This window comes from Neoakkermansia glycaniphila (genome assembly GCF_001683795.1).
Classification (GTDB): domain Bacteria; phylum Verrucomicrobiota; class Verrucomicrobiia; order Verrucomicrobiales; family Akkermansiaceae; genus Akkermansia; species Akkermansia glycaniphila.
The window spans coordinates 45,230-72,133 of record NZ_LIGX01000022.1; the positions used below are offsets into that span (position 1 = coordinate 45,230).

The window sequence follows — 26,904 nt, forward strand, 5'->3', positions numbered from 1 at the left end:
GGCATCAGGCTTCTTCAGGCCCGGTGCCGTCCGCTTTTTCCGGGGAAGCGCTGCGACGGATGCCGCCTTTGCCCTTGTTCCTGTCCACGCGGGAGAAAACGAGCGAACTCAGCGCGCACAGGCAGCCGATCGTCACGAAAGTGGCATGAAACGCCGTCATTACATCATCGGAGCTGCGCCCGGCATCCTGCCCTCCCAGCGCATCGAGCAGCAGAGAAGCCGCCGCAATGCTGATGGCGATGGAAAGCTGCATGATCATCGAAAGTAGAGAATTGCCGCTGCTTGCGTACTCGTCCGGCAGGTCGATCAGGGTCAGCGTATTCATGCAGGTGAACTGCACCGAGTTTGCCGCGCCCAGCACCGCCAGCAGGGCGAGCAGCGTCAGATCGTCGCTCGACTGCGTGATGAAGGCGAAACAAACCAGCATCGCGCCGATCGTCACCGTATTCAGAATCATGATCGTCCGGTAGCCCAGCGTCTTGATGAGCCGCGTCGCCACCGTCTTCGCCAGCAGGTTCGAGAGAGCCAGCGGCAGCAGGAACAACCCGGACTTGAACGCGGAAAAACCGAGGGCAACCTGAAAGAACAGAGGCATCAGGTACGGCAGGCAGCTCCCACCCAGGCGGCAAACCAGATTGCCCGCGATGCCGATGGCGAAATTGCGGATGCGGAACAAGGCCGGACTGAACAGCGGCGCACCGCTGCGGCATGCGAACAGCCAGTACAGCAGCTGCAGCAGCACGCCCGCCGAACCCAGCACGGCCATGTGCAGCTTGTCCGGCATGCCGTGTGCGCTCTCAAGACTCACCGACAACAGCACCGCCGAACCCGAAAACAGCAGAAACCCCTTCCAGTCGAACTTCTGCGCCTTCACGGCGTGCAGGTCGGGCATGAAACGGCGCGTCGCCCAGAACCCTGCGATGCCCACGGGAATATTGATCAGGAAAATCCAGTGCCATGTGGCGTACTGCACCAGAATGCCTCCCAGCACAGGTCCCAGCAGCGGGCCGAGCAAGCCTGGAATCGTCACGAAGTTCATCACCTTCACGAACATCCACCGAGGATAGGAGCGCAGAATGGCCAACCTGCCCACGGGCATCAGGAATGCACCGCCGATCCCCTGCACGACGCGGCATGCCGTCATCATCTCCACGGAGGTGGACAGCGCGCAAAGCAGCGACCCCAGAGTGAACAGGAAAATGGCCGTCAGAAACGTGCGCCTCATGCCGAACCTGTCGGAAACCCAGCCCGAAGCGGGAATCAGCACGCACACCGTCAGCATGTAGGCCGTCACAAGCGAGTGGAGCTGCAGAGGATCGCAGGCGAAACTCCGGGCGATCGAAGGAATCGCCGTATTCAGGATCGTCGCATCCAGAAGCTGCATGAAAAACGCAGCCGCCACGAGCAACGGCAGCCACCGCAGGGCTTCTGGTTTCGCAGGCAACGGATGCATGGCGTACAACGGAGTATGCACCCTCACACCGGAAGGGACAAGCCCCGAGTCTGTCCGCACCTCAGCTCCGGCCGCAGAACCGCGCCACATCCTCCCAGCCGCAGCCGGAACAGGCTCCATACAGCGGGTGCGCCCACAAACGGGCGCGCAGGGAAGCAGGCGAGGAAATGCCCAGCAGAAAGCGCACCCACTGCGAAGGGCGGCTCAGAGCGGAAAGCCCCCTGTCCGCCAGCTCGTCGAGCTGCTCCCTCAAATCGTCCGGGAACGCCGATTCCATATCTTCAGGGCAGGCGATGCGCTCGCCCCTGCACAGGAAACAATGGCCGCACGGCTCCTCGCCGGGAAAACCGAAATACGCACCGAGCGCACGGTTCAGGCAATCATGCCCGGTGAACATGCCGAGTACGGTATCCAGCCTCTCCTGCGCCGCGCGGCAGCGGCCCGCATAATAATCCGCCAGCAGATCCGCCACATCGCGGGGAGAGGCCGCGGGATCGAGAGTCCTGACCTGCAGCGCGCTCTGCCTGAATGCAATCTTCCACTCGCCGGACTGCTCCATCTCGTCGAGGCAGGCGCGAGCCTCCGTCCAGTCCATATCGAACTCGAACGCCAGATCCTCCACCTCGCCCTCGCGATGGCCGTCCAGCCAGAGCAGCACCTTGCGCTCTTCCTCGCTGCGGCCGTCGAGAATGGTGCCGATCGGGAACAGGGGCCGGGCCTTGTAATACTTCGCCCCGCGTGCGGCTACCTCCACGATTCCCTCATCCTGCATGCGCTGCAGAATGCGCTGAATCACCTCTTCGGGAAGATCGCACTCGGTGCCGAGCTCCCACAGGGAAACGACGCGGCGGGCGGCGGGCAACAGCCAGCGGACGCAGCGCATCAGCCCCTCATCGTCCGGCACCTCGCCGCGTATGCGGTTGCGCGCCGTCACGAGATCGCCGGGAGACAGGAGAACGAGGCTCCACGACGGCCCGCCGTCGCGCCCCGCACGGCCCGACTCCTGAATGTAGGATTCCGGATTGGCGGGAAGATGGTAGTGGACGACGGTGCGGACATCCTGCTTGTCGATCCCCATGCCGAAGGCGATGGTAGCGACGAGCACATCGCAGCTCCCGGAAAGGAAATCGTCCTGAATCCTCGCCCGCACATCCGTCGGCTGGCCCGCATGGTAGGCTCGCGCGGAGAAACCCGCTTTCCCGAGCCTGTCCGCCACCTCCTCGGTGCTTTTGCGCGTGCGGCAGTACACGATGGCGGGCAGATGCTCCGGCTCGCGCAGGAAGCCTTCCAGCAGCCCGTCCCTGCCCTCTTCGGAAACGCTGCAAACGCGGCGGTCGATACCGGGGCGGTACGGCGACAGGGCGAACACATGCCCGGCGGCAATGCCGAACGCCCGGCACAGGTCTTCCTGCACGCGGAGGGTCGCCGTGGCAGTCAGAGCCATCACGGCATGGAAACCGTGCGGCTCGGCCCACGCCGGGAGCTTCAAATAATCGGGCCGGAAGCTGTGCCCCCACTCGGAAACGCAATGAGCCTCGTCCACGACGAACAGCCCCTTCGGCACATCCCGCAGGGCATCCGCCAGCTCCGCATTGTCGAGCGACTCGGGAGCCACGAACAGAATCGCCAGCTCCCCGGCACGCAGCGCCTCCAGCGTCTCCGCCCGCTCGGCGGGAGAAAGGCCGGATTCCCAGCGGCGGGCGGCGATGCCCAACGCATGGAGGGAATCCTCCTGATCCCGCATCAGGGCGATCAACGGCGAAACGACGACGCTCGTACCGCCGAACAGCACGGCGGCCGCCTGATAGCACAGGCTCTTGCCGTGGCCCGTCGGCAACACGCCGAGGCACGACTCGCCCCGCAGGGCGCAGGCAATCAGCTCCCGCTGCACGGGGCGGAACGAAGGCTTGCCGAAAAGGGAAAGCACACGGCTCTCATCCTCCGGCGAAAGCAGGGTCGTCATGGACATGGGCGCAGGAAGGCAAAAAAGGCGGGAGGCTTGCCGCCGCCCGCCTTCCGCCGCATCAGCTTTCGGCGCGGAGTTCGAGCGAACGCCCGTGGGCATCCAGCCCTTCGACTTCCGCAAAGACTTTCACGAACGGCACGCTCCGTTCGGCGGCGGCCTTATCCATGCGCACGATGCTCGTGCGGCGCTGGAACTGGTCGGCGCGGATGCCGGAGAACGACTTGCCGCTGCCGCCCGTCGGCAGCGTGTGGCTCGGCCCGGCGAGGAAATCGCCGCAAGCCACCGTCGAATAATTGCCTACATAAATCGCACCTGCCGTATGAATGCCGGCAAGGGTTTCCTCTTCGTCTTCTTCGTTGACGACGAGAACGAGATGCTCCGGAGCGAAGGCATTGGCGAGTTTCGCGCCGTCCTTCAGCGTCGGCACGAGGAAGCCGAAGGCGTGTTCGTCCAGCACCTCGCAGATGTAGGCGCCGCGGTTCAGCGTAGCCGCCTGCTTCTCGATCTCTTCCTCGACCTTTTCCAGCAGGGAGGAAGAAGTCGTCACCATCACGATCACGCTGTCAGGCCCGTGTTCGGCCTGCGCCAGAAGATCGGCGGCGACAAAGGCCGGATTGGCCGTCTCGTCCGCCAGCACCATCACTTCGCTCGGCCCCGGAAGGAGGTCGATGGAAACGGCACCGACAAGCTGGCGCTTGGCCTCGACGACGAAGCGGTTGCCCGGACCGAAGATTTTTTCGACGGGCTTGATCGTCTCGGTACCGAGGGCAAGGGCGGCCACGGCCTGTGCGCCGCCCACCTTGTAAATCTCCGTTGCGCCCGCTTCCTGCAGGGCATACAGCAGGGCGGGATTCATCTTGCCGTCCGGCCCGCAGGGGGACACGGCGACGATCTCCGGCACGCCGACGGCGAGAGCGAAGCCGCCCGTCATCAGCGCGGAGGAAACGAGGGGAGCCTTTCCGGCGGGCACATAGATGCCGACGCGCCGGTAGGGAACGAAACGCTCGCCGACTTCGCAGCCCTGGGCATTCACGCCGCTCCAGTCCTGGCGCATGCTGTTTTTGGAAAAATAGGCGATATTGTGCAGGGATGCCTCGATGGCGGCCTTCACCTCGTCCGACACGGCTGCGCGGGCTTCCTGCAGCTCTTCATCGGTCACACGGAGAGTATCGGGCGTCAGATGCACATGGTCGAAACGTTCGGCGTAATCCACAAGAGCCTCATCGCCCCGGGCCTCCACATCGGCAATGATCTTCTCTACCGTCTCCCGCACATTCCGGTCGGGTACGGCGCGGCGATCCATCCGGCTCAACGCCACATCATAATCCTCGTCTGTTTCGCGATAAATTTTCATACACAAAAAGCGGCTGCCGTCCTGCGGAAGCGCGCACATCATGGCAGGAGCCACAGGCAAAGTCAATCCCGGAGTAGGGCTTGCCCAAACGGGCCCGGTAGACCGCCGCCAGAAGGAGAATCACTCTTCGCCCAGCAGACCGCGTTCCTTGGCGAAGCGGGCGATCGCGTGCAGATCCTCCAAAGGAATCGCGCTGGAAGACAATTTACAGGCGCGGTTCTTCCCGTCCCACAGAGTGAGAGTGAAGATTTCGGCAGCACCCTGGGTTCTGTCGTCCACTTCGGCGCGGACGACCTCTTCCCACGGCAAATCCTTTTTCACCATGCCGCAGACGGTGATCCGCACGCCCTGTTCGGAAACGCGGATGGCATACGTCATATACAGCAATCCGCCGATCAGCACGACGCCGCTGCCCAGAACGATCTGCCAGAGCCTCGCCGTATCTTCCGCCCTCATCCATGCATACACGGCCATCAGAACGATGGCGGCAATCGCCATGCCGAAGAAAGCGCGATTGGGCGCACGGTAGGTTTTGCTTTCCATGTGCAGGATGAGCCGTCAGACTGCAGCCGGAGTTCCCGCCGCAGGGGCAAGCGGGGAGGCGGCCGGCACAACGGGTCTCGGGTCGGAAATGGATTCGGGAGCCTTTTCCGGAACAGCCGGAACGGCGGAAGGAGCAGGTGCCGGAGTCGCATCGGCCGGATTAGCAGCAGGAGCGGCTGGCGTTTCCGCAGGAGCAGGCTTGGGCTCGGGTTTCGGCGCGACAGGCTTCTTCTTCGGCACCGGAGGATTCACCGCCGCCACAGGCTTCAGGTCGGAGGCAGAGGCATGGCCGCTGCTGTCCTCGATGCCGTTCGTGACGATGACAGGCGTACCGACGGAGGTAATGCGGAACAGCTTTTCAGCCGGAGCCTTCGGCATGCGGATGCAGCCGTGCGAACGGGGGGAACGCCCCACCTTGCCGACATGCAGGCCGACGCCGCAGTTGGTCAGCCGCTGCCAGTACGGCATGGGAGAGCCGACGAAAGCTCCGCCTTCGGGCGGCGTTTCGGTGAAGGCATCGGCATCGCCGTTCGTCGTCTTGCCGGAGGCATCGACAAAGCGGCCATAGCGGTTGGACGCATGCTTGACTTCCTTGCCCAGCACCTTATAACTGCCTGCGGGCGTAGGGCGGCTGCGCACGCCCGTGCAGACAGGCCAGTCCATGCCCACCTTGCCGTTCACATAAAGCCGGGCGCGCTGTTCCTTCAGGCTGACGACGACTTTGGAGTTGCCGCCATTCGCCTGAGCCAGCAATGCATTGTCATAAAATACATCGTAGGTTTTCGGATAATCCTTGCGTGCGACGAAATGGTTATAGGTGTTGGCCGGATACGGATTCTTGTACAGGGGATCGCTCTTGTTCACGGAGCGGGGGGATGCGGGCAATCCCGCATCATCCTTTTTCTCCGGCTTGACCGACGTACAGGATCCCAGTATCAGGGAGCAACCCAGAAGGCTCAGAAAAATTTTATTCATAGCAAAAGGCGGACGCTGATTCATCAGGTCCTAATGTGTATCTTCCATGCGCACCCTGATCGTCTGCCCCGTTCTGATACGGGCTTTCTTGTTCAGGCGGGAGTCCTTGCGGATTTCATCCGCAGTCGTACCGAATTTTTTGGCAATGGATTCGAGAGTTTCCCCTCTCTTGACAGCGTAGGTATGCAGGTGGCGTTTCGGCTTTGCTGCGGAAACGCCACTTTGCTTGCCCGCATGCAGCGCGGCAACAGCAGTCTCTCCGGACGCCGTACCTCCAAAGGCCGCGATGGCGGCGATGCAAAGGCAGGCAAGAGTCGAGAAAATGTTGTTCATGGCGCTTTTATGCGTTCAGCGGCAGTTACTTGGGGATCTGCACGGTCTGACCGCGCTTCACCTGAGCCTTCGAGGAAAGGCCCGATGCCAAACGGATGGCCTTGGGTGTAGAACCCATTTTCTTGGCAATGGATTCGATGGTTTCGCCCCGCTTCACGGTGTAGCTCATCGTGCTGGCGTGCGTCACGCTCTTCGTTTTCGACTTGGAAGAGACCGACGATTTTCCGGAGGAAGGAGCATCACCCTTGTAGCGCACATAGATCACATCGCCGGGATAGATCTTGTCGTTCTTGAGCTTGGAGTCCTTCATGATCTGCGAAACGGTCGTGCCGCTCTTGCGGGCGATGCGTTCCAGCACATCGCCCTTCTTGACGGTGTACTTGTACACAGCGGGCTTGGCAGGCTGCTTCTTCGTCGAGCCGATCTTCTTCGTCGTACCCGTCTTGCCGCCGGTGTTCGATTTCACCTTGGGCGTGTTGATGACGGGTTCGTCATAGGAGCCGACATCCGGCGTTTCAGTCAGATATGAAGGCACCGTGTCGTTGGAGGCAATGACATCGCCTTTCACCCACGGCGGCACTGCATCCGCGGGAAGTTCGATAATCGGTTCATCGATGCCGGCCGTATCCTTGCTGGACTGGCAGGAGACGAGCGCCAGGGACAGGCCCATCAGGCACAGGAGGGAAGCTCTTTTCATTTTCATGTTGGTTTTGGATTTTTTGGGGGTGGATAAGGATGGTTATTTGGGAATGCGGACGGTCTGGCCCGGTTTGACCCTGGCGCTGGAGGAAAGCCCCGTTGCACCGCGGACGGCTTTGGAGGTGGAACCGAATTTCTTCGCAATGCTTTCAACCGTATCGCCCTTCTTCGCGGTATAGCTTACCGTTTTGGCATGCTTGACCGTAGGCTTGAGCTTTGTTTCGGTCTTTCTGGAAGACGAGGAGGATTTGCGCGAAGACGAGGAGGAGGAAACCCTGCTCTTGCCGGAGGACGAGGTGCGCGTACTCTTGACCGTGCGGCGGGATTCGGTGCGGGAGGATTCCGCCTTCTGCGCCTTGAAGGGCACGATGATCGAGGTGCCGGGCTTCACCTGCGACGAGGTGAGGCTGGACAGGCGCATGATGTCGTCCACCGTCGTGTTGCTCAAGGCCGCGATGCGGCTCAGGTCGTCACCCTTGCGGAAGGTGTAGCGATACAGCTTGTAGCCATTGGCGGAAACGCGGTTCGCCGTGGAGGCGGCCGGCCCGAGCTGGCGGTCGCTCGGCGTCTTCGCCGTATTCACGACGCCATCAATGTTGCCGCCCGTCTCGTCGGGAATGGTCACGCTGTTGTTGGCAAAGTAGTCCGGCGTGCGGGAACCGGCGGCCACCTGCGGACCGTCTTCCTGCATCCAGGGCGGGATTTCGCCGTTGGCGATCGGAGTCGCCGTTTCAAGATCGTCCAGAGAAAACTCTCCGGCATTTTGGGTAGATTGGCAAGATGTTACGACGAAAGCCAGGCAGGCGCTCACGCCGAGGAGTAAAAATTTTTTACGCATGTCGCCAATTCCATAACAGCTGAAGGCTGCAAACTCAAGTTTTTATCGCGTCACAGCCTCGCTTTTTCCATGCCGGGAGATGCGGTGTTCACACATGGTCAGGCAGCCGGAAGAAGCGGCGGGCATTCGCCGTGGTCGCCGCCTCGATTTCCGGCACGGGCAACCCGCGCAACGCGGCAATTTTGTCCGCCACGTAGCGCACGCGCCCCGGTTCGTTCTGGCTGCCCCTGTATGGTTCGGGCGAGAGGTAGGGGGCGTCCGTTTCCACCATCAGGCGGTCGAGAGGGCACCAGGCGGCGACGTCCTGCACCTGCCTGCCGTTCTTGAAGGTGACGATACCCGTGACGGAGATCATCCCGTCCAAACCCGAAAAGATGGTTTCGGCCTGCGCACGGTCGCCGATGAAGCAGTGGAATACAGGCTTCACGCGGGGAAAGTTGCGGGCAATGGCCACGGCATCGTCGAAACTGGCGGAGCCCTTGCGATCCCGCGTATGGATGGAGATGTTCAGCCCGAGCGTTTCCGCAATGGCGAAGTGGCGCTCCAGCAAATCGCGCTGCAGGGCATGGTAGCCCGCTTCATCGCATCCTTCGGGCGCAGGATGGAAGTAATCCAGCCCCGCTTCGCCGATGGCGGCCAGCGCATGCTTCCCGCCCAGTGCCTGCAGCAGCTCCATATCCTCCGGGGTAGCCAGATGGGCTTCCGTCGGATGGATGGCCAGGCAGGCCGAGACGTAATCCGGCATCGCCGCCGCCAGTTCGAGCTGGGTTTCCCAGTCCGGACGGTGCGTGCCGAGGGAGATGCAGTGCGTCACGCCCAGCTCGCGCGAGCGTTCGGCCAGTTCCTGCATGGATGTTTGTGCGTAATGGTGGGAGGCGAGATGGCAATGGGTATCGATCAGCATGTCGGAATATCAGGATGGTTCTTCTTCCTTGCGGTGGGAAAGGATGCGCCGGGCTGCGTCGAACTGCCGGGGTTCGGCAAGGAACATGAGCCCGTCTCCCCCGAGGATGCGCGTGTTGCCTTCGGGCACGACGAAGCCGTCGCCGCGGCGTATGAGGAAAATGCGCGTTTCCTTCGGCAAATGCAAGTCGCGGATCAGACAGTTTTCCGCCGCTGTGCCCGCTTCGATTTCGTATTCGATCATTTCCCCGGCAATGGTGTTGGTCTGCTCGAACTGGAGCGGGGACCTCCGGCGGACGACGAAGGGTTTGTCGAGCTTCAGCAGCTTGGCGACGGGCATCAGCGTCGATCCCTGAATCAGTACGGAGGTGATGACGATAAAGAAGACGACGGTGAAGTATTCATGCGCATTCGGCACGCCGTAGATGGCCGGAAAAGTGGCCAGCACAATGGGGGCGGCTCCGCGCAATCCGACCCACGAGACGAAGGTGCGCTCCCGCCATGTGTAGCGGCTGCCCAGCATGCACAGATACACGGCTGCCGGGCGGGCGACCAGCATGAGTACGACGGAGAGGACGAGGCCTTCCACCGCGATGCCGGGCAGTTCCCGAGGGTTGACCAGCAGGCCGAGCATCAGGAACATAGTGACCTGCATCAGCCATGAAATGCCGTCGTTGAAGTGGATGAACCCGTTTTTGTACAGGAATTTCCGGTTGCCCATCATCAGGCCGCAGACGTACACGGCCATGAACCCGTTGCCGCCGGCTATCTCGCAGATGCCGTAGCAAAAGAGTACCAGCCCGATTCCCAGTACGAGGTAGAGGCCATCGTATTCCAGCCCGACGCGGTCGAAGATACGCGCCGCCGCATAACCGATCGCCAGACCGAAGGCGATGCCGAGGCTCATGCGCGTCAGGAAGCTGGTCAGCACCGTCCAATAGGAATCGCCGGGATTGCCGATCATTCCGATCATGAAGATCGTCATGAAGGCGGCCATCGGGTCGTTGCTGCCGGATTCCAGCTCCAGCAGGGGCTTGAGCTGCCCTTTCAGGCTGACTCCGCGCGAACGCAGCACCGCAAACACGGCGGCGGCATCCGTCGAGGAAATGATCGCGCCGAGCAGCATGGCGTATTCGAATTGCAGGTCGAAGAAAGCCATGCCCGCCAGAGCGACGACGAGTGCCGTCAGCAACACGCCGAGGCTGGCAAGGATGCCGCCCGTCACGGTACAGCGCTTGATGCTCTGCCAGTTCGTGCCAAGGCCTCCCGAGAAGAGAATGTAGCACAGGGCGACGGAGCCGAAGAAGTTGGCTATTCTGTAATTGGTGAAGGAAATGCCGCCCCAGTCGATGAAGGACAGGCGGGCTATACCGTCCGTTCCGGCCAGCATGCCCACAGCCAGAAACATCAGCAATACGGGCGTATTCACCCGCGACGAGATCTTGCTCGCGAGAATGCCCAGAATAATGAGGGCGGCACTTCCGAAGAAGTACCATTCCATCGGTATGGCATGCGTGTCCATCGGTGTTTTCGGGAGATGCGAAAGGAGAACCGGAAGAAGGGCCGCCCGAGCGGTTCGCCTTCCTCCGATTCTCCCGGCTTATTCGTTCAATGTCGGAATCAGGCTTTCTTCTCGTCCGGCATCTTGCCGTTGGTGAAGTATTCCTCGATTTCTTCAAGCGTACGTCCCTTGGTTTCCGGGAGGAAGAACGCCGCCGTGATGAAGTAGATGACGGTGAAACCGGCCAGCGTGTAGAACACGCCGGAGTAGCCCCATGCGCTGACCCACGGCAGGAAGGTGCCCGCGATGACGGTCGAGACGCCTTGGTTGATCAGCAGTGCGATGGCCATGCCGTTGGAACGGATGCGGGTGGGCATCAGTTCGGAGAGGGCAAGCCAGACGCAGACGCCCGGACCCACGGCGTAGAAGGCGATGAACACGACGAAGAAGAGAGTGACCAGCCAACCGGTCGTGGCGCTGGGCTTCTGGCCCAGTTCAGCCTTCACGACTTCGACGGTCTTCAGATCGCCGGGTTTGGCCGTTTGCTTCTTGCCCCACATATCGTCCCACCACTTGCCGAAGCTGCTCGGTTCAAGCACAATGCCGGGAGTCACGCTGACGCCTTGGAAAGGAGCGGCGGCGATTTCTTCCGTTTTCTCCACATCGCCCTGCTTGTAGCTGACGGCGAGTGTCGGATGCTGACCGGCCTTGGCCGTATCGTTCGTTTCGGCGAGCTTCTGGGCGGCCTTCTTGTCGGTCGCCAGCTTCATTTCCATCAGGAAGTCCACATCGTTGAGGGTGACCTTGACACCGCCGTCCTTGACTTTCTTGGACAGTTGCTCCGTCACATCCACTTCCGTGCCTTCGACGGTTTTCCATGTCGCCTTGTTGATGGCAAGATCCTGCTTGTCCTTGGCATAGACGGCAAAGACGGGGTTGTGCTGGGTCTTCTTCGCATCGGCATATTTCTGTTCGCCGAAGAATTCGCCCACGGTCAGCAGGGATTCACCGTCTTCCTTGTACTTGTAGGTCACGATGAGCTGCGTGCCGGGCGTAATCGAATCAAGACCGAGCTTCTTCTGGACGTCCGTGTCCGCCAGATCGACATTGAGTTTGGAGGCGTCATCCTTCAACATGGCCTGCACCTGTGCGGTCACGTCCTTGCGTTCCTTCTCGACGGTGAGGAACAGCGTAGCGGCACCGGCAAGACCGACGATCACGCCGGAAGTACCGAGCTTGAGCAGGAACTTGCGCCCCTTCTTGTCCACCAAAGCGACGGCCACGACGGTCATCACGCAGTTGGCGATCTTCAGGGAAAGGTCGGCCCAGTTGCCGTAGGTACCTTCAAGACCGGCCTGCTGGAAGACCTTCACGGAGTAGTTCAACACGGAGTTGATACCCGTGGCCTGGTTGCACGCGAGAATGACGACGGCAAGAATGAAGGGGATCACGTACTTGCGCTGCAGGATGCTGTCGCCGCCCTTCTTGGCAGCCTGCTTGGCTGCCTTTTTGGCTTCGGCCTGCCTGCGTTCTTCTTCTTCCGTCTCTTCCATTTCTTTCAAAATGGCCTGAGCGTTTTCTTCGCCGTTGTTGCGGGCGAGGGAAGCCAGAGCTTCATCCTTGCGGCCTCGGCGGAAGAGCCAGCGGGGAGATTCGGAAAGGCGGAATGCGCCGAAGAAGAGAATGATGCCCGGAACCATGGACACCCAGAAAATCACCTGCCACGCATGGGCCTTGGTGCTTGTCACGATTTCCTTCGTGGCTTCCGGATCGGCAACGACGCTATCCACATGCTGCGCCGTGAAGAGGCCGATCAGAGCCGCGAAAACGAGGCCGACCGTCAGCAGGAACTGGAACATGCCGGTACCCTTGCCGCGGGCGTCCGCACCGAGACATTCCGCCAGATAGAGGGGAACGACGACGCCGACAAGGCCCGCGCTCGCACCCTGCAGGATGCGGCCGCCCATCAGCATCGAGAAACTGCCGTCGGAAAGGCAGATGACGGGAATGCTCAAGGTGAAGAGCAAGGCCGACAGGATGATGACCGGCTTGCGGCCGAAGATATCGGAAAGCACCCCGGCGAAGAGCGAGGAAAGCACGCTGCCGAAAAGAACGGCGGCCACCACCTGCGAGAGCTGGGATTCCGTGTAGGAGGAGGTATCCTGAATGTAGGGGAGTGCCGCGGCGATGATGCCGACGTCCACCCCGTAGAGGAGACCGCCCAGACCCGCCATGATGAGAAGATAGCGGGCATAACTTTTCACTGAAGCCGGGAGTGCGGCTTTCATAGGAGCATCGTTACTCATAACGGTGCCATGTTACCCGTTTTCACGGGGCTCTGCAACCACAAATTTCACGCTTCCCCTTACCAAACCTCTGCATACATGAGGCTTGGAGGTGTTTTTCACACCCTTGCCGCCCTGCTTCCACGAGTGGAAACGGGCAAGAGAGGGCGGCGATTCCTATTCGGCGGACATGCGTGCCATCCACGCGGCGTAAACGTCCGGCGAGATTTCGGAAGGCTTGATTTCGGAGCGTTCACCCCAGAAAACGGCCGTATGCAGCACGGGGATGCCGCAGGCTTCGAGATGCTCATCAATAGCGGCCTTGTGGGCCAGCACAGCATCCCGCTCCAGCCCGTGCACGACACCCATGATCTGCGCGCCGCCGAAGGCCTCGCCGCCCGTGCGCCAGTAGCAATGGGTCATGCAGTGGTGGCGGCCGCATTCCGCACCCGCGCGCACTTCCATGCCCTCCGGCACCGTCCAGTGGAACAGGCCGTTGTGATGCGTCACGGGACCGTCCGCACTGCGCGTGCGCACATGTTCGAGGAATGTGGCGAAGCGCCCGATCACCTTGCGTTCGTTCAGGCTTTCGGCGATGGAGCAATATTCATCGCAACTCAGGCCGATGGAAGCCGCACGCACGGTCCACGGATCGGGCACGATTTCTTCCGGGGCCAGCTGCTCCTTCAACGTCAGCAGCACGCGCCATTCGAGCGGAGAAAGGCTCACCTTCGCCGTCGTCTGCATCGGCGCGGGTTCCGGTTTCCGGTCGCCGGGCTTCAGGCCGCGGCGGCGGATGTGGCCCACGCCCAGCGTGAACACGCCCTTGGCGGGCAGCAGCACGTAATGCTCCGCTCCGATGTGCCTGCCGAGAAGATCGCAATGCCCTTCGAGCGTATTGGAACCGATCGGCACTTTCAGCGTCGTCCAAAGCCGGTAATCGGCTCCCGGCAGAGAGGGATCCGCATTCCGCAGGACGACATGGCCGGTAAAGGGATCGTTTACCTTCAGCCACTCGTAGGCGGCCTGCAATTTTTCTTCCGGCAGTTTCCAGGCGACGAGCGCGCCGTCCGCCAGCTTGGTAGCCAGCAGAGTCTGCCGCACGCGGCGGACGACTCCCGCCTCCAGCATGGCCCGCAGGCGCTGCATCACCGTTTCGGCATCCAGCCCGCAACGCTCGGCAATGGCATGGAACGGCAGCCGGTGAAAACCTTCGACACGGTCTTCCGCCACGGCAAGAATCTGCGTATTGACGGGATCGTTGGGGGAGGTCGGTATTTGCATGGATTACTGGGGGTTGACGATGCCGGTCCAGACAAACAGGGTGGGGTCCAATTCCGCCACAGCCTTCTGGGCGATGGCCTGTGCCTCATCGGGAGAGCCCGTGAGCGCAAACATGGAGGAGCCCGAGCCGGACATCAGCGCGCCTTTCACGCCATCCTGCCGCAGCAGCCATTGCTTCATCATGCCGAGGAAGGGGTATTTTTCAAAGGCGGGCCGTTCCAGATCGTTCACGAGAATCACGCCGTCCGCATTCTGTTCCGCGTAGGAAAATCCTTCCACGGGGCGGGAGTCCGCCCAGCGCCTGTAAGCATCCGGCGTCGCGATGCCGAACGAGGGTTTGAGTACGACGATGGGACTCGTCCACCCGGCGAGAGCCTCCAGCGGTTCGACCTGTTCGCCGCGTCCCGTGCAGCGAGAAACTGCGGGATGCAGAAAGAAGGATGTATCCGAACCGAGTTCCGCAGCGAGCGCCGCCATCTTTTCCGAGGAATACCCGGTGCCGATGATTTCATTCAGGGCCAGCAGCGTCTGCACGGCATCGCTGCTGCCGCCGCCCAACCCGGCGCCCGCAGGAATGCGCTTGACGAGGTTGATTTTTTGCTTGGCCTTTTTGCCGTACTCGCGCTCGAAGAGGCGCACGGCTTTCATGACAAGATTGCTTTCGTCCGTCGGCACGCCCGGAGCATCGCACAGCAGCGTCGTGGTGCGGGAATTGGCGAAATGGATTTCATCCGCCAGATCCAGAGGAGCCATGACGGTATCGATTTCATGGAAGCCGTCTTCCCGCTTGCCGAGGATGCGCAGCGAGAGGTTGATCTTGGCCGGAGCGGTCACAGTCATCATACCCCCACCTTACCCGAACCCCGGCCGTTTGGCAATTCCATATTGTGCCCGGCAGAAGGAGCAAAAAACGGAAAACGCGCGGACAACAGGCCGAAAAACAATTCGGCCGGATACCTGCAGAGTCATACAAAACTCGTATTTCATTATTTGATCATCAATGAACTATTCTATTTTTCAAAATCGCGGAAATTACATAAATAAATCACAATATACTTATATTGAATACTATACAAAACCTGTCATTTCGTTCAAAATTTTTCGCGCTTTCCCTTGACAAAAAACGTACAACATAGTAAAGCAACCGCGCTCCTCCTTGTAAACATATCAAAAATTATATCTCAATGATGTTGCTCTTATGTTTCACTGCTTGCGGTACCACCGCTATCTGATCGCGTTATGTTTTGCTTCCGCTCCGCAAATCATGGCTCAGGACGGCTCTATCCGCCCTCTTGAATCGGAAACGGAAAACAGGGATTATTCTCTCTCCCTCTCTTCGGCAAGAACAGGCAACCCGGCCGAGTTCCAAACGGAGACCTATGCCGACACGGCGGCATCCGACCCGCTCGGATACGGATACTACTTGTGGACGGGCAAAGGCTCCAGCTCGAATGTGCTGGACAAGAACAACTGGACGTATGATTCCGGCACTCCGGATCCTTCCAACAAAGCGACATGGGGCTCTTCCCAGACGCCGACATTCCTGGTTCTCGATCCGAACCTGATGTCGACCTTCCCCAATGGGCTGCTGCAGAATGCCCAGATGAGCATCAACTTCACTCCGTTGACCCTCAGCGGCATCATTGTCAAAGCCCGCACCGACGGCAAAAGCGATAAATTCGCCATCACTAACGTAGCCGGAGTCGGAGAAACCAGCGGCAACCTCGTCCGCTACCTGAACCTCGTGGGCGTCAACGGAGCGGACGTCACGTTCCAGATGGACGGCAGCCTTGAACTCGGCAACGCCACCAATCCCTTCACCGGGGTCAACGTCGATTCGAACTGGAACATCAACTTTGCGGACGGCAAATACCTCAACGTCTACGGCAGCATGCGCAGCATGGCGGGTACGCGCATCTCCCTGACCGGAAAAGGCACACTGAACCTGTTCAACGCCAACCGTGAACTGAACGCGGAATGGCATCTGGCGGACGGCGCCTCCATCGTGTTCAACCGCAATGCCGACATTTCCATCAACAGTACCAACTTCCTCGGCACGGGCGACATCCATGTCACCTCCGGAGTAGGCACGCTGCAGATTGCCGGCGACAACGGCGCGCTTTTCAGCAACAACGTCATCATCGAACAGGGAGCTACCTTCCACCTGATGGAAGGCATTCGCGATACGACGACCGTGGACTTGATCGTGTACAGCAACATGACGGGCAAAATCTCCGGCTCCGGCAACATGAGCTTCGAACGCCAAAATTCCGGCAAGAATTACTGCAACGAGTCATGGGTATTTACGGGCGACAATTCCGGATTCACCGGCAACTGGCTCACCGACCGCGACATCAACTCCTACAATGACCGCGACAAGCGGTACGGCATCATTCCGCTGATGTTCGGCGACGGACAGACCCTGAAAGGAACAAACGAATCCATCGCCGGCACGGGCGCCATCATCGGCACTTCCGCCAACAATCGCGGCGGTTCGCTGGTAGGCATCAACTATTCAAACGACGTTACGCTGATCAACAGCCTTCAGGGAGAGCTGCGCCTGCACCACCTGACCGATTCCACGCTGACTCTGACAGGCAACAATTCCCATATCTACGGCACCTACGTCGAAGCCGGGGGTACGTTGCGGGTCTACGACGTTTCCGCTCTGGGCGATGCCAATACCTACACAAAATCGGGCGTCAATAACCGCGGCGGCGCAGTCGTCGCGCTCAATAACGGTTCGACCTTCGAATATGCCGGCGACAGCAATGCCAATGCCATCACCAACGGCCTGTTCAATACGGAAGGTACATGGGGCATCAATATTGCCAAGGAAACCACCGTTCTCACTTGGGATATTTCCCAGAAAGCCGTCTATAAGGATGCATTCAACGCGCAATCGGCCAGGCGCGAAGGGAACTTCACCAAATCCGGCGCGGGCACGCTGAAAATTACAGGAGCCTCTTCCGCATGGGATGGCCAGGGCAAACTGTTCACTTCCTCGACAAAGGCAGGCACCTTGTTCCTGAACGAAGGCACGCTTGAAATCGGCGACAATGCTTCGCTCGGCAACGTCGGCAAAATCGTCATGGGCGGCGCTACCCTGAAGCAGTCCGGCGGCAATCAGGTCTTCACACTGGGCAGCGGAGTGACTCTGACGACGGACAAGGCTATCCGCTATGCCATGAACAACACCATCGACGGCGGACTCAAGGTCTCGGGAGGGATCATGGAATTCGTGATGAGTCCGAAAGACATCTTCGGCACGCCGGGACTGCCCGCCTATTCCTTCCTGAACAGCTACAACGTCACAGGCAACTTCGATCTCAGCTCGACCGGCACCTTCAGCTTCGTCCTCGACGGAGGCATGGCGTTCGACAAGGAAGGCTACTACCTGATGTTCACGGCGGCCAATGACATGTCCTCGATGGACTGGAGCCGCTTCAAGCTCTCCGGCGTAGAAACAGGTGAAAACTCCCGGCAAAAATACGCCATTTATACGGGCGGCACGGTCATCTCGGCTGAAGAAACGGTAGCCGGCACCTCCAACGAAGTTTACCTCCAGGCCACGCCTGACCTCGTGGACCTTCGCTGGAACCGTGCTGACGGCGGCACATGGATGGCAGGCAAGGACATCAGCGCACAGTCCGACTGGCACCTGCCGAATTACGACGATTCCCGCTTCTTCCAATCGGACCGGGTCATCTTCGGCGACACCATCATGGTGGACGGCAAAGCAGTCACCCTGACGGGCGAACAGACCATCACGCTCGGAGGAGATGTACGGCCCTCGCGCATCACTGTCGAAGGCAATGCCGATTATGTCATCACCTCGCAGGAAGGAGCCTCCTATGGTATCGGCGGCCAAGCCGCCCTGTACAAGACCGGATCCGGCCAGCTGGACATCCGGACTTCCAACACCTATTCCGGAGGCACCATCGTCTCGGAAGGCGCTGTTCGCGGCATTGCAGCCAATTCTTTCGGTTCGGGACTGATCACCATCAACAATACGGGGCAGGTATTCACCTTCGCCGAGAATGCTCTGGGTTCCTGCGATATCAAGATCGAAGGCGGCCAGCTCCTGCTCTACAGCACCAACAGGAATCAAGGGGACGTCACCATGAACGGCGGCACCATCACGGCAGGAGCAGCCCTCTCTCTTGGCGAGACAGGCAATATCACCATCAACGGCGGAAGCCTGTATGCCACGGCTCAGGGAGCTTTGGGAAACAATACGATCAAGTTGACGGGCGGACACATCTACGCGCACAACGTCAACTCGCTCGGCTCCAGCAACATTGTTGCCCACGGCGCAGCCGACGGAGCCGAAGCGTGGATCCATACGAGCGCCTTCGACCATGCATCCTCGCTGGGAGCCGGCAAAATTGCTTTGCAGGAAGGTTCCGTCCTTTATCTGGAGGGAGCTCAAGGCAAAGCACTTGATTCTCTGTCGCTCCTGACATTCGACGGCGGCCGCGTCTACGTGGACGGCACGGTTGATGCTTCCGGTTTCACCAATTACCATTCAAACAACGGACGCAATGCCATCTTCGACGTGGAAGGAGCCAACGCACAGTTGACCGTCGCCGACTACGCGGGTACCGATCCGTCCATTACGATCGAAAAACTCGGTACAGGGATACTCTCCACCACAGTGCATACCGATATCAATGCCAGCCTTCTTGTCCGCGAAGGCTCCATCGTCCTGAACATGTCGGATAAGGGCGGAAGCGCCTACCAGCTCAACGGCTCCATCGCAGGCGACGGCACGATCGTCATCCGCGGTTCCCATGCGTTCCGTGCAGGCCCTACGCAGGATTTCAGAGGCACGTTCTACATCGACCAAAACGGTGAGGATAAAATGATGATCGTCTCGGGCAACTCCAATAGAAAGGATACCTACTACGATGTCGTGCTGAACCGGGGCAATATCTCCATGTGGGACAGCTCGTCCGACAATCATCTCGTCTGGGGGAACCTGAGCTCGGGAACAGGCGATTATGCCTCTCTGTGCACGATCGGCGTCAACTCCATCGTCGATGCCGGAAACGTATACGATCCCTTCATGCTGACTGTCCACCAGACGCGCAACGAAATCTTCAAGGGAACCTTCATTGATGGCGGTGTCGGGAAGAAGGTTGTCGCCGACTTCGAAAAAATGGGGGCTGCCACACTTACCCTCACGGGAGACAGCACCAGCACCGGCACCATGTACATCCGGGAAGGAGCCATCCAGCTCGGCAACGGCGGAACGACCGGCCACTGGGCAGGCAACATCGAAAACAATGCCAGGCTCGCCATGAACTACGGAGCTGTCGACAAAACGTTCAACAGCACCATTTCCGGCACGGGCGCCGTATCCATCCAGACGGGAGGAACCGTCACGATCACGAAGGATAATACCTATGCAGGAGGTACGGAAATCGGCAAGGGCCGCGTTCTCTTGGACAATACGGGTACGCTCGGAAGCGGTGAAATCACGATGTCCGGCACATCCTCGCTCGAAGTGGCTGCCACAGCTGCCGCAGACAAGGGGCTGGTGAACAGCAGCGTCCGCGTTGCCGACAATGCGAATGCCAGCGTCAAAAATGCTGACCTCGGGCAATCGGGCCGCATTTACACCGCCAACGGAACCATCAGCGTCAAGGGCGGCCAAAACACCGTCACCGTCACGACGGGCAGCAGCAAGAGCACACTCTCCGGCACGATGAAAGGCGCGGCGGTCAGCCTCAGCACCATCGATACGAACATGGTCGCCGTCCTGCAGCACGGAAAGCTGGATACGGGCGCCAAAGTCACCGCGACTGCGGGAGAATCCAAAATCTCCGGCGGCCTGTGGGCCATCTACGATGCTTCCTCGCTGGATCTCTCCAATGAAGCGATCCTCACGGAATCGAAGCTTGCCATCGCCGACACGGCCACCATGAACGTCGGAGATCTGAGCGTGATCGTTCTGGACCTCAACCAATCCATACTGGACCAATTGACAGGTGCAGGCAAGGAACGCCTGTCCATCAACCTCTTCGATTCGGTGAGCGATATGAACAGCCTGATCAACGGCGGCTCGCAAATCTATATCGACCTCAGCACCAATTTCAGGGAAGCGGGATGGTCGGTCAGCCGCAGCTCCGTCGATACGGCAAGCGGCACCGCATGGTGGGACAACGGAATCGTCGTTCTGGAACATAATGTGCCCGAACCTTCCAGCGCCACGCTGATCATGTTCGGAGCCGCATCCTTGCTTCTGCGCCGCAGGCGCGGCAAATAAGCGGCAAAACCTGCATGCAACTTCCGAAAACGCCGATCCTCAGATCGGCGTTTTTTGTCGTGCGCCGTTCGAAAGGCTCTCACGCAGCCGGGCGCGGCCCAGCTTGCCCATTTCATTCCTGGGCAATTCGCCGCAGGAAAGGAACCGCACCCGCTGGTATCCGGGCACGGAGGCATTCCACATTTGGGCGGCCTGCCTCATGATTGCCTCCTGCGGGCCGCACAGAACCAGAGCCAGCCCCGCGCGTTCGTCCGGCACCGTCTCCACGCAACTGTCCGGCGCAACTGCACGCAAGGCATGCTCGACGGCGTCAATATCCACCAGCTCGCCCAGAATCTTGACCTGACGATCCACCCGGCGGATGAATCGCAGCCGACCGCCTTTCAATTCCACCAAATCCTTCGACCTCCACCACGCACCGGGTTCATTCCCCGACAGGGAAAACACCCCATCGCCATCCTCCGTCACGATACCGCTGAACAAGGCCGGGCCGTTCAAGGCAAGCAAGCCGTCTTCCTCCACGCGCAGGTTCCAATGAGGAAGCACGGGCAGCCATTCATCGCCGAATTCATCGCCGGGAAGAGCCGTCGCAATCTGCGAGGCGGCTTCCGTCATTCCATAGCTTTGCACGACAGGCCAGCCCAGCCTGCGAGCCATGCGCCCGGTTTCGCGTTCAAGGCTTCCGCCTCCGACCACGATGCCGCGAAGGCAGGCGGGAGCTTCGATCCCCTGCCGCACCAGATCCACCACCTGTGCCGGAACGAGGGAAGACCACGCGCTCCCCGTCTGCCGGACGAGATCGGCATAGCGGACGGCATCCCATTTACCGGACAACTCATGAACGCGCGCACCCGCCTCGCGCGCCCTCCAGCCGATCATGCTGCCGCCGACATGGTACAGAGGCAATGGGCAGCACCAATCCCCCCGCCATGCCGACAAATGCTCCACCGCGCCACGGGCGGAAGCCTGCAGGGCGTCCGGGGTAAAAAGGATCATTTTCGGCGGATTGCCGGACGACCCGGAGCTGGCGAAGCCGACCATGCCGGGAAGATCCTTCCGGCCATCGAGAAAGGCCTTGACGCGCTCGCACCACGCGAACAAATGCGGCGGAGCATGCAAAATGTGGCGAGCCATGGCCTAGCAGGTTTCGCCGCGCCTCCGGAGAACGTGCAGGCGTTCTTCCATGCGGGGGCGCAGATGGTGTTCGATCCATGCATACGCGCCTTCCAGACCGTCGCTTTTGAAGACGCGGCCGATCTGGGCTTCCACCCCAGTGGCATTGCCGGTAAGGCGAAGGAAATCGTTGCTGGTCATTTCGATGAAAAGCTTCCCGTCAATCTCCTTTCGGAAGGAAAGTATCCATTCCCGCACATAAAGCGCCAGAATGGCATCGCCTACCCATGCTTCGGCGCGCACGCGGGGGTCCTGGTCTGGTGGTAATTTCGACATGAAAACGATCAATCAGGCAACGACTCCAGGAGCAATGGACGAAGTTGCAGGAGTTGGCGGTGCAGGAGCCGGAGCAGCGGGAGCAGGCGCCGGAAACGGCTCCGCCGCAGGGGCGGCAGGCTGAACGGGAGCGGGCTGCGAAGGCTGCGGCTGCACAGCGGGCAGCACCGGGGAACTTATGGGCGGCTTCGATCCCTCAAGCCTTTCGATACGGTTGCGCAGCTCTGCTTCGGAATCTGCGCTCCAATAGCCGGAATCCAGCTCAATGCAGATATTGGAATAAGGCAGAATCGTATTCGTCTTGATGACGAGCACGCGGAATTGCTTGATGGCATCCTCGACCTGGCTGTTGATGATGCGGTTGGGCAGGCTGTAATGGAAACGGCCAGGTATAAGTTTACCGATGCTCTGGCGGTACTTGCGGATGCCCGGCGCATAATCTTCCGTCACGGCATCCATTTCCTTGCATATCCAGATGCGGGGGATCAGCTTCCCTTCGGCCTCCAGAATATCGAGAACTTCCATGAAGACCGCATCGGACGGCGCATCCACCGCGATGGTCTGCACACCCGTTCCTGCATAGACAGGGTACGAAGCTTCCGCAATGACGATCCAGTTCCTCGCGCCGAGCGGCGTCACATTTTCCGCGATCTGGTTGCGCAGCTCCATTTCCGGCCCGGTCGGCATCTGCATGCACGATACGCACAGAAACAGGGAAACAGCACAAGTCAATGCTGTTTCAAAGAAGAATCCTGTCTTGCGTGGGGATGGGGGCATGGAGGGGACAAGGGGGATGCATGCATCTCCCCCCTCAGCAGTCGCAACCTCGTTCCCGGGGTTCGCGTTCGGCACTGGGGCATACGCCGGGCCGTGTCGCGAAGGGCGCACCGCCTGTCGGAGCCTTTTCCGTAAACGCGACTCCGGGCAGTTCAGTGGGGATACCTTGTACGGGGAAGTCTTTGCGAAGGGGATAATACGGATATTCTTCCCACATCATGATGCGGCGAAGATCGGGATGGTTTTCGAAAACGATGCCCATCAGGTCGTAGGTCTCGCGTTCCAGCCAGTTTGCGCCCCGGTAAACCGGTACGCAGGAAGGCACGCTGCCGCCTTCGGCAACGGGAACCCGGAATTCGAGGTTCACGCCCTTTTCGGCCTGAGTGACGACGTAGATGACTTCGAAGCGCGGTTCCGAACCGAAGTTGTCCACCGAGCAGAGGTTGACCAGCATGTCGAAGCCGGCGGCATCGCGGGCATAGCGCAGCACGTCCAGAATCGCATCGGGCGTCGTCGTCAGAATCACGTCGCCCTGAAACTCGGTGCGCTTGGTGATGGCGGCTTCGAAGCGTTTGCAGATCTTGTCCGCGGCCAGGTTTTGCTGTTCGGTCAAAGTCATCATGATGGTGAATGGAAAGATTGGATTATTCGAGGTTCATCGCCGCCACGACGGGATCCGGGCAGTTGGCCTCGCGGGGTTCCGCCGTCTTGAAGAAAGTGCGGGCGGGCTTGTCGCGGTCGATCTTCTTGCGCAGGGCGAGAAGGGATTCGAGAATGGCTTCCGGACGGGGAGGGCAGCCGGAGATGTACACATCCACGGGAATGATCTTGTCCACGCCCTGCAACACGGAATAGCTGCGGAACATGCCGCCCGTGGAGGCGCAGGCACCCATGGCGATGCACCATTTCGGCTCGGGCATCTGATCCCAGATGCGGCGGATGGCCAGAGCCATCTTGTAGGTCACGGTACCGGCCACGAGCATCACGTCCGCCTGGCGGGGAGAGAAACGTGTCACTTCGGAGCCGAAGCGGGAAAGGTCGTAACGGGAACAGGCCACAGCCATGAACTCGATGGCGCAGCAGGAAAGGCCCATCGGCATCGGCCACAGCGAAGTCTTGCGTATCCAATTGATGGCGGCATCCAGCGTGGTGAAGACGAATCCGCCTTCCGCATTCTGGTCAACGATACTTGTTTCCTGCATTTCTTCAGTGGACATGACGATACTTCAACGGGGGATGATGTTCCCGTGCGGCTTCCAGCATACTTGTTTCCACCCGCTTGGCAAGCCAAAAGTGCGTGTTTTGCAGGGAAAACGGGAAATCCCGGGGCGGGCGCGGCACCGTTTCAAACGCAGCCCGGCATCAGACGTGCCAGTCGTCCAGAATCCACTTCGCCGGCAGCACGCGATGGTGCACCTTTTTGCCCCGGAATCCGTCCACAGCCTGATCCGGATCGGGATTGCCGTGAAACACGAGAATCTTCGTATCCGGGCGGGCGGGAGCCTTCAGAAGATTCAGAGGAAATACGGGGCGGCATGTGCGCTTGAAGCTCTTCACCCACTCTTCCGGCCACCAGCAGGGGTTCTTCATCGCATGTGTCAGGAAAGCCTGTTCCGTAGGATACCGGCGATGATCGTTCGCCGCCTCGAACTCGCGGACGAATGTTTCGAAAATGTATCCCGAACGCCCGGCATCAAAACGGAAGATTGAGGAATTACCGATGGCCGGACGCTTGCGGAACAATGTCTTATGCCATTCGATCCAGTTGTGGATGATGCAGTTGCGGCCGGGCATGTAGTCGAAAAAGCAGTCGATATCCTGCATGATGACCACATCCACGTCAAGAAACAGCGTCGGCCCCTCCAACCCGGCAAAACCATCCTGAAGAATGGTCAGCTTCGAGAAAATATTGGGCCATTTCTCATAGCCCGGATTGTCCGGGAAAGGGTGAGGCTCTATCCCCTCATCCAGCCCGGAAGGATCATCCGTGACGCAGAGGAAGCGGAACGGGCGCGACAAATGCCGCTTGACCGAGTGGTACAGAATGTTGGTGTACGAAGCCGGATAGCGCGTCCCCCATTTCAGACAGATCACATTGCACTCCGGTTTCTTACTCATACACCCGGAAGTCAATCAATTTACGCCTCGCTTGTCAAGACAATTTCTCGTATTCCGGCAGGATATGCGCTACCGGACGCCCCCGGTGTTTGATCTTGACATCCAAAGGATGCCTTGTTACGGTTCCAAACGGAACCGCCGCCTCCCGCCGGGAGGAATCCGCAGGATTGCATACACGGCCGGCAACGCGCTTCCAAAGGTTCATCCACTCATGCATTCCATGCGCCAAACAAGCCCGTTCTGGGACAGTCTCGACGCCGTCCTCATCATCAATCTCGCCCACCGCACAGACCGCTGGGAACGCATCACCGCCATGCTGAGGGATCTCGTCCCCGCCGAAAAAATCCATCGCCTCGATGCGGTGCGCGGCATCACCATGCCCGGCTACCTCGAACAGCCGTGGTTCACGGATAAAACACCGGAAAAAGTCGCCGTCATGCGCGCCGGATCCGCAGGATGCATCGCCTCCCACCGCAAGGCCATCGAGACCGCCCGCGACAACGGCTGGAAAAACGTCCTGATCCTTGAGGACGACGCCAACCTTTTCGACACGCTGGAAGGCCGCAAGGGCGACATGATCGCCGAAATCATCCGCGACCCGCAGGCATGGGATCTCTTCTACCTCGGCTTCTACCAGCGCCACTTCAAATACACCGTCTGCCGCGAAGAAACGATCGACGGCGAACCGTTCCGCCTCGTCCGCATGGGAGGCCCCATCATGCTGCACGCCTACATCGTCAACCAGAGCATCTACCAGCCTCTGCTGGACGGCATGCCGACGCAGGACGACATCTGGGAATGGAACGCATACTACGGCTCTATCGACGCATGGATGCAGAACTACTTTACCCGCGACCGCAACATCAAGGTATGGGGCACTCTGCCTCGCCTGTGCATGCAAATTGCCGATTACTCGGACCTGCTGGCACGCCCCCGCACCGTGGAAGAGGAGATGGGCATACACCGCACCGTGTTTGAAAACCCCGTCACCCTCGCCAGCCTCGAAGCATCCCTGCCCCGCTCCATCTGGAAGAAAATGTACGACGCCTACAAATACGGAGGCCGCCTCTTCCGCCACCGCCGCCACGGATTCACCAAATAAGGCCCTCGTTCCACCCCGGCATGAAAGACACTCCGACGCGCATCAAAATCATCCGCAAGGGTATCGAACGGGAGCATCCCGAAACCTTTGCCTGGGACGACCTCCTCTTCATCACGGATGCGTCCTGCACGGAATACGACTGGCTGATCGTCTACGACGAATTCCCGAAAGGCAGCACCGGCACCATCCTCCAAGGCTCGGAACGCCTCGCATGCCCCCGTGAGCGCACCATCCTCATCACGGTCGAGCCTCCCAACATCAAAATCTACAGCACGCCCTACGTGCGCCAGTTCGGCTACGTGCTGACCACCCACCCCGCGCGCCTGATGAAGCATCCCGGCCACCGCATCGGCAAGGGCTGCCTGCGCTGGTTCTATGAAAAGGACTGGGCCGCCATGGATGCCCAGACCGACTTCCCCAAGCCGGAAACGGTCTCCGTCGTCTGCTCCTCGAAGCAGCAGAAACGCACGCGGCATTTCGACCGCTACTCCCTCGTCCGCTATCTGGCGGACCACATGCCCGAGCTGCAATGGTTCGGTCACGGCGTCAAACCCATCCGAAGCAAAAACGAAGCGCTGGACGACTTCAAATACCACATCGCCATCGAGAATTACATCGCCGACGGCCATTGGACGGAAAAACCGGCAGATGTCCTTCTGTCCGCCGCCCTCCCCTTCTACGCCGGAGATCCGAAAATCACGGAAGTCCTGCCGCCCGGAAGCATCATCCCCATTCCTCTCGACAATCCACCCGAAGCCCTGCGCATCATCCGCGAGGCCATCGCCGCCGGAGAATACGAAAAACGCCTGCCCGCCATTCTGGAAGCCCGCCGCCTCATCCTGCACAAGTACAACATGTGGGCCCAGGTTGCGGAAATCATCGCCCGACACAAGGATGCACCCGGCTCCGCACCCGGCTTCACCCTGAAAGGCCGCCACAGGCTGCGGCGCAATCCCCTGAACGCCATCCGCGAAGGCTGGGACATCCTCCGTTACAAGGCGGGCAAACTCTTCGGAGCCTTTCAATAAGCCGCACGGCCGACCGACTGCGCTC

The 26,904-nt window shown here is 60.0% G+C and carries 22 protein-coding genes; 3 read left to right on the forward strand and 19 right to left on the reverse strand.

Going from position 1 to position 26,904, the window contains the following annotated elements:
• Nucleotides 1–4 precede the first annotated feature (4 nt).
• The 13 genes from mdtD to ispE all read right to left on the reverse strand — a co-directional run bounded on the left by mdtD (nt 5) and on the right by ispE (nt 14,977).
• Entirely contained in the window at nt 5–1,444 is a 1,440-nt protein-coding gene (gene mdtD, locus AC781_RS06785) for a multidrug transporter subunit MdtD (RefSeq protein WP_245741088.1), read from the reverse strand.
• Nucleotides 1,445–1,514: 70 nt separating this feature from the next.
• Nucleotides 1,515–3,422 carry a RecQ family ATP-dependent DNA helicase gene (locus tag AC781_RS06790; protein ID WP_071133336.1) on the reverse strand — a complete coding sequence of 636 codons (1,908 nt, stop codon included), beginning with the start codon at nt 3,420–3,422 and terminating at the stop codon, nt 1,515–1,517.
• Nucleotides 3,423–3,477: 55 nt separating this feature from the next.
• Nucleotides 3,478–4,773, reverse strand: a complete 1,296-nt coding sequence (gene hisD / locus AC781_RS06795; RefSeq protein WP_067775636.1) for a histidinol dehydrogenase — start codon at nt 4,771–4,773, stop codon at nt 3,478–3,480.
• A 120-nt stretch (nt 4,774–4,893) separates the two neighbouring features.
• Nucleotides 4,894–5,316 (reverse strand): hypothetical protein, encoded by a 423-nt coding sequence (locus AC781_RS06800; protein ID WP_067775546.1) that lies wholly within the window; start codon nt 5,314–5,316, stop codon nt 4,894–4,896.
• A 15-nt stretch (nt 5,317–5,331) separates the two neighbouring features.
• The gene (locus AC781_RS06805; RefSeq protein ID WP_067775551.1) at nt 5,332–6,291 is read right to left on the reverse strand and encodes a L,D-transpeptidase family protein; all 960 of its coding nucleotides are present in this window, start codon (nt 6,289–6,291) and stop codon (nt 5,332–5,334) included.
• 30 nt (nt 6,292–6,321) lie between these two features.
• On the reverse strand, nt 6,322–6,624 hold the full coding sequence (locus tag AC781_RS06810) for a LysM peptidoglycan-binding domain-containing protein (RefSeq protein WP_067775554.1): 303 nt from the start codon (nt 6,622–6,624) through the stop codon (nt 6,322–6,324).
• Nucleotides 6,625–6,649: 25 nt separating this feature from the next.
• Nucleotides 6,650–7,327 (reverse strand): LysM peptidoglycan-binding domain-containing protein, encoded by a 678-nt coding sequence (locus tag AC781_RS06815; protein ID WP_067775557.1) that lies wholly within the window; start codon nt 7,325–7,327, stop codon nt 6,650–6,652.
• 36 nt (nt 7,328–7,363) lie between these two features.
• A complete protein-coding gene (locus tag AC781_RS06820) occupies nt 7,364–8,161 on the reverse strand; it encodes a LysM peptidoglycan-binding domain-containing protein (protein WP_067775560.1) in 798 nt (265 codons plus the stop codon).
• 88 nt (nt 8,162–8,249) lie between these two features.
• Nucleotides 8,250–9,065, reverse strand: a complete 816-nt coding sequence (locus AC781_RS06825; RefSeq protein ID WP_067775563.1) for a TatD family hydrolase — start codon at nt 9,063–9,065, stop codon at nt 8,250–8,252.
• A 9-nt stretch (nt 9,066–9,074) separates the two neighbouring features.
• Nucleotides 9,075–10,586, reverse strand: coding sequence for a potassium/proton antiporter (locus tag AC781_RS06830; RefSeq protein ID WP_067775568.1), 1,512 nt, complete (start codon nt 10,584–10,586; stop codon nt 9,075–9,077).
• A 98-nt stretch (nt 10,587–10,684) separates the two neighbouring features.
• Entirely contained in the window at nt 10,685–12,853 is a 2,169-nt protein-coding gene (locus tag AC781_RS06835; protein ID WP_218107261.1) for an MFS transporter, read from the reverse strand.
• A gap of 174 nt (nt 12,854–13,027) precedes the next feature.
• Nucleotides 13,028–14,134: an Lrp/AsnC family transcriptional regulator gene (locus AC781_RS06840; RefSeq protein WP_067775575.1), complete on the reverse strand. Its 1,107-nt coding sequence runs from the start codon at nt 14,132–14,134 to the stop codon at nt 13,028–13,030.
• A 3-nt stretch (nt 14,135–14,137) separates the two neighbouring features.
• The gene (gene ispE, locus AC781_RS06845) at nt 14,138–14,977 is read right to left on the reverse strand and encodes a 4-(cytidine 5'-diphospho)-2-C-methyl-D-erythritol kinase (RefSeq protein ID WP_067775577.1); all 840 of its coding nucleotides are present in this window, start codon (nt 14,975–14,977) and stop codon (nt 14,138–14,140) included.
• A 355-nt stretch (nt 14,978–15,332) separates the two neighbouring features.
• On the opposite strand from ispE, the gene AC781_RS06850 reads away from it, so the two are divergent.
• Entirely contained in the window at nt 15,333–20,405 is a 5,073-nt protein-coding gene (locus AC781_RS06850) for an autotransporter-associated beta strand repeat-containing protein (RefSeq protein ID WP_071133335.1), read from the forward strand.
• A 39-nt stretch (nt 20,406–20,444) separates the two neighbouring features.
• Here the strand turns inward: AC781_RS06850 and AC781_RS06855 are convergent, their stop codons facing one another.
• The 6 genes from AC781_RS06855 to AC781_RS06880 form a co-directional block, all read right to left on the reverse strand.
• Entirely contained in the window at nt 20,445–21,539 is a 1,095-nt protein-coding gene (locus AC781_RS06855; RefSeq protein WP_067775583.1) for an AMP-binding protein, read from the reverse strand.
• 3 nt (nt 21,540–21,542) lie between these two features.
• A complete protein-coding gene (locus tag AC781_RS06860) occupies nt 21,543–21,854 on the reverse strand; it encodes a ribonuclease III domain-containing protein (protein ID WP_067775639.1) in 312 nt (103 codons plus the stop codon).
• Nucleotides 21,855–21,866: 12 nt separating this feature from the next.
• Entirely contained in the window at nt 21,867–22,547 is a 681-nt protein-coding gene (locus tag AC781_RS14025) for a hypothetical protein (RefSeq protein WP_067775586.1), read from the reverse strand.
• Between the two features lie 118 nt (nt 22,548–22,665).
• Nucleotides 22,666–23,253: an NADH-quinone oxidoreductase subunit C gene (locus tag AC781_RS06870; protein WP_067775589.1), complete on the reverse strand. Its 588-nt coding sequence runs from the start codon at nt 23,251–23,253 to the stop codon at nt 22,666–22,668.
• Nucleotides 23,254–23,275: 22 nt separating this feature from the next.
• Nucleotides 23,276–23,833, reverse strand: coding sequence for an NADH-quinone oxidoreductase subunit NuoB (gene nuoB, locus AC781_RS06875; protein ID WP_067775641.1), 558 nt, complete (start codon nt 23,831–23,833; stop codon nt 23,276–23,278).
• Nucleotides 23,834–23,993: 160 nt separating this feature from the next.
• Nucleotides 23,994–24,749 (reverse strand): hypothetical protein, encoded by a 756-nt coding sequence (locus AC781_RS06880; protein ID WP_067775592.1) that lies wholly within the window; start codon nt 24,747–24,749, stop codon nt 23,994–23,996.
• A gap of 220 nt (nt 24,750–24,969) precedes the next feature.
• Between AC781_RS06880 and AC781_RS06885 the strand changes: the two genes are divergently transcribed.
• Both AC781_RS06885 and AC781_RS06890 read left to right on the forward strand, forming a co-directional pair.
• A complete protein-coding gene (locus AC781_RS06885; protein WP_172801779.1) occupies nt 24,970–25,851 on the forward strand; it encodes a glycosyltransferase family 25 protein in 882 nt (293 codons plus the stop codon).
• Between the two features lie 20 nt (nt 25,852–25,871).
• Complete coding sequence (locus AC781_RS06890) at nt 25,872–26,879, forward strand: hypothetical protein (RefSeq protein ID WP_067775598.1); 1,008 nt, start codon at nt 25,872–25,874, stop codon at nt 26,877–26,879.
• Nucleotides 26,880–26,904: the final 25 nt, after the last annotated feature.

Excerpts from the sequence above, each read along its gene's own strand:
- AC781_RS14025 (WP_067775586.1), bottom strand. The coding sequence starts at position 22,547 with ATGCAGATGCCGACCGGGCCGGAAATGGAGCTGCGCAACCAGATCGCG.
- AC781_RS06810 (WP_067775554.1), bottom strand. The coding sequence starts at position 6,624 with ATGAACAACATTTTCTCGACTCTTGCCTGCCTTTGCATCGCCGCCATC.
- AC781_RS06820 (WP_067775560.1), bottom strand. The coding sequence starts at position 8,161 with ATGCGTAAAAAATTTTTACTCCTCGGCGTGAGCGCCTGCCTGGCTTTC.
- AC781_RS06815 (WP_067775557.1), bottom strand. The coding sequence starts at position 7,327 with ATGAAAATGAAAAGAGCTTCCCTCCTGTGCCTGATGGGCCTGTCCCTG.
- AC781_RS06885 (WP_172801779.1), top strand. The coding sequence starts at position 24,970 with ATGCGCCAAACAAGCCCGTTCTGGGACAGTCTCGACGCCGTCCTCATC.
- AC781_RS06835 (WP_218107261.1), bottom strand. The coding sequence starts at position 12,853 with ATGAAAGCCGCACTCCCGGCTTCAGTGAAAAGTTATGCCCGCTATCTT.
- AC781_RS06805 (WP_067775551.1), bottom strand. The coding sequence starts at position 6,291 with ATGAATAAAATTTTTCTGAGCCTTCTGGGTTGCTCCCTGATACTGGGA.
- AC781_RS06850 (WP_071133335.1), top strand. The coding sequence starts at position 15,333 with ATGTTTCACTGCTTGCGGTACCACCGCTATCTGATCGCGTTATGTTTT.
- hisD (WP_067775636.1), bottom strand. The coding sequence starts at position 4,773 with ATGAAAATTTATCGCGAAACAGACGAGGATTATGATGTGGCGTTGAGC.
- AC781_RS06840 (WP_067775575.1), bottom strand. The coding sequence starts at position 14,134 with ATGCAAATACCGACCTCCCCCAACGATCCCGTCAATACGCAGATTCTT.
- AC781_RS06880 (WP_067775592.1), bottom strand. The coding sequence starts at position 24,749 with ATGAGTAAGAAACCGGAGTGCAATGTGATCTGTCTGAAATGGGGGACG.
- AC781_RS06860 (WP_067775639.1), bottom strand. The coding sequence starts at position 21,854 with ATGTCGAAATTACCACCAGACCAGGACCCCCGCGTGCGCGCCGAAGCA.
- ispE (WP_067775577.1), bottom strand. The coding sequence starts at position 14,977 with ATGATGACTGTGACCGCTCCGGCCAAGATCAACCTCTCGCTGCGCATC.
- AC781_RS06855 (WP_067775583.1), bottom strand. The coding sequence starts at position 21,539 with ATGGCTCGCCACATTTTGCATGCTCCGCCGCATTTGTTCGCGTGGTGC.
- AC781_RS06825 (WP_067775563.1), bottom strand. The coding sequence starts at position 9,065 with ATGCTGATCGATACCCATTGCCATCTCGCCTCCCACCATTACGCACAA.
- AC781_RS06790 (WP_071133336.1), bottom strand. The coding sequence starts at position 3,422 with ATGTCCATGACGACCCTGCTTTCGCCGGAGGATGAGAGCCGTGTGCTT.
- AC781_RS06800 (WP_067775546.1), bottom strand. The coding sequence starts at position 5,316 with ATGGAAAGCAAAACCTACCGTGCGCCCAATCGCGCTTTCTTCGGCATG.
- nuoB (WP_067775641.1), bottom strand. The coding sequence starts at position 23,833 with ATGCAGGAAACAAGTATCGTTGACCAGAATGCGGAAGGCGGATTCGTC.
- AC781_RS06890 (WP_067775598.1), top strand. The coding sequence starts at position 25,872 with ATGAAAGACACTCCGACGCGCATCAAAATCATCCGCAAGGGTATCGAA.
- AC781_RS06870 (WP_067775589.1), bottom strand. The coding sequence starts at position 23,253 with ATGATGACTTTGACCGAACAGCAAAACCTGGCCGCGGACAAGATCTGC.
- AC781_RS06830 (WP_067775568.1), bottom strand. The coding sequence starts at position 10,586 with ATGGACACGCATGCCATACCGATGGAATGGTACTTCTTCGGAAGTGCC.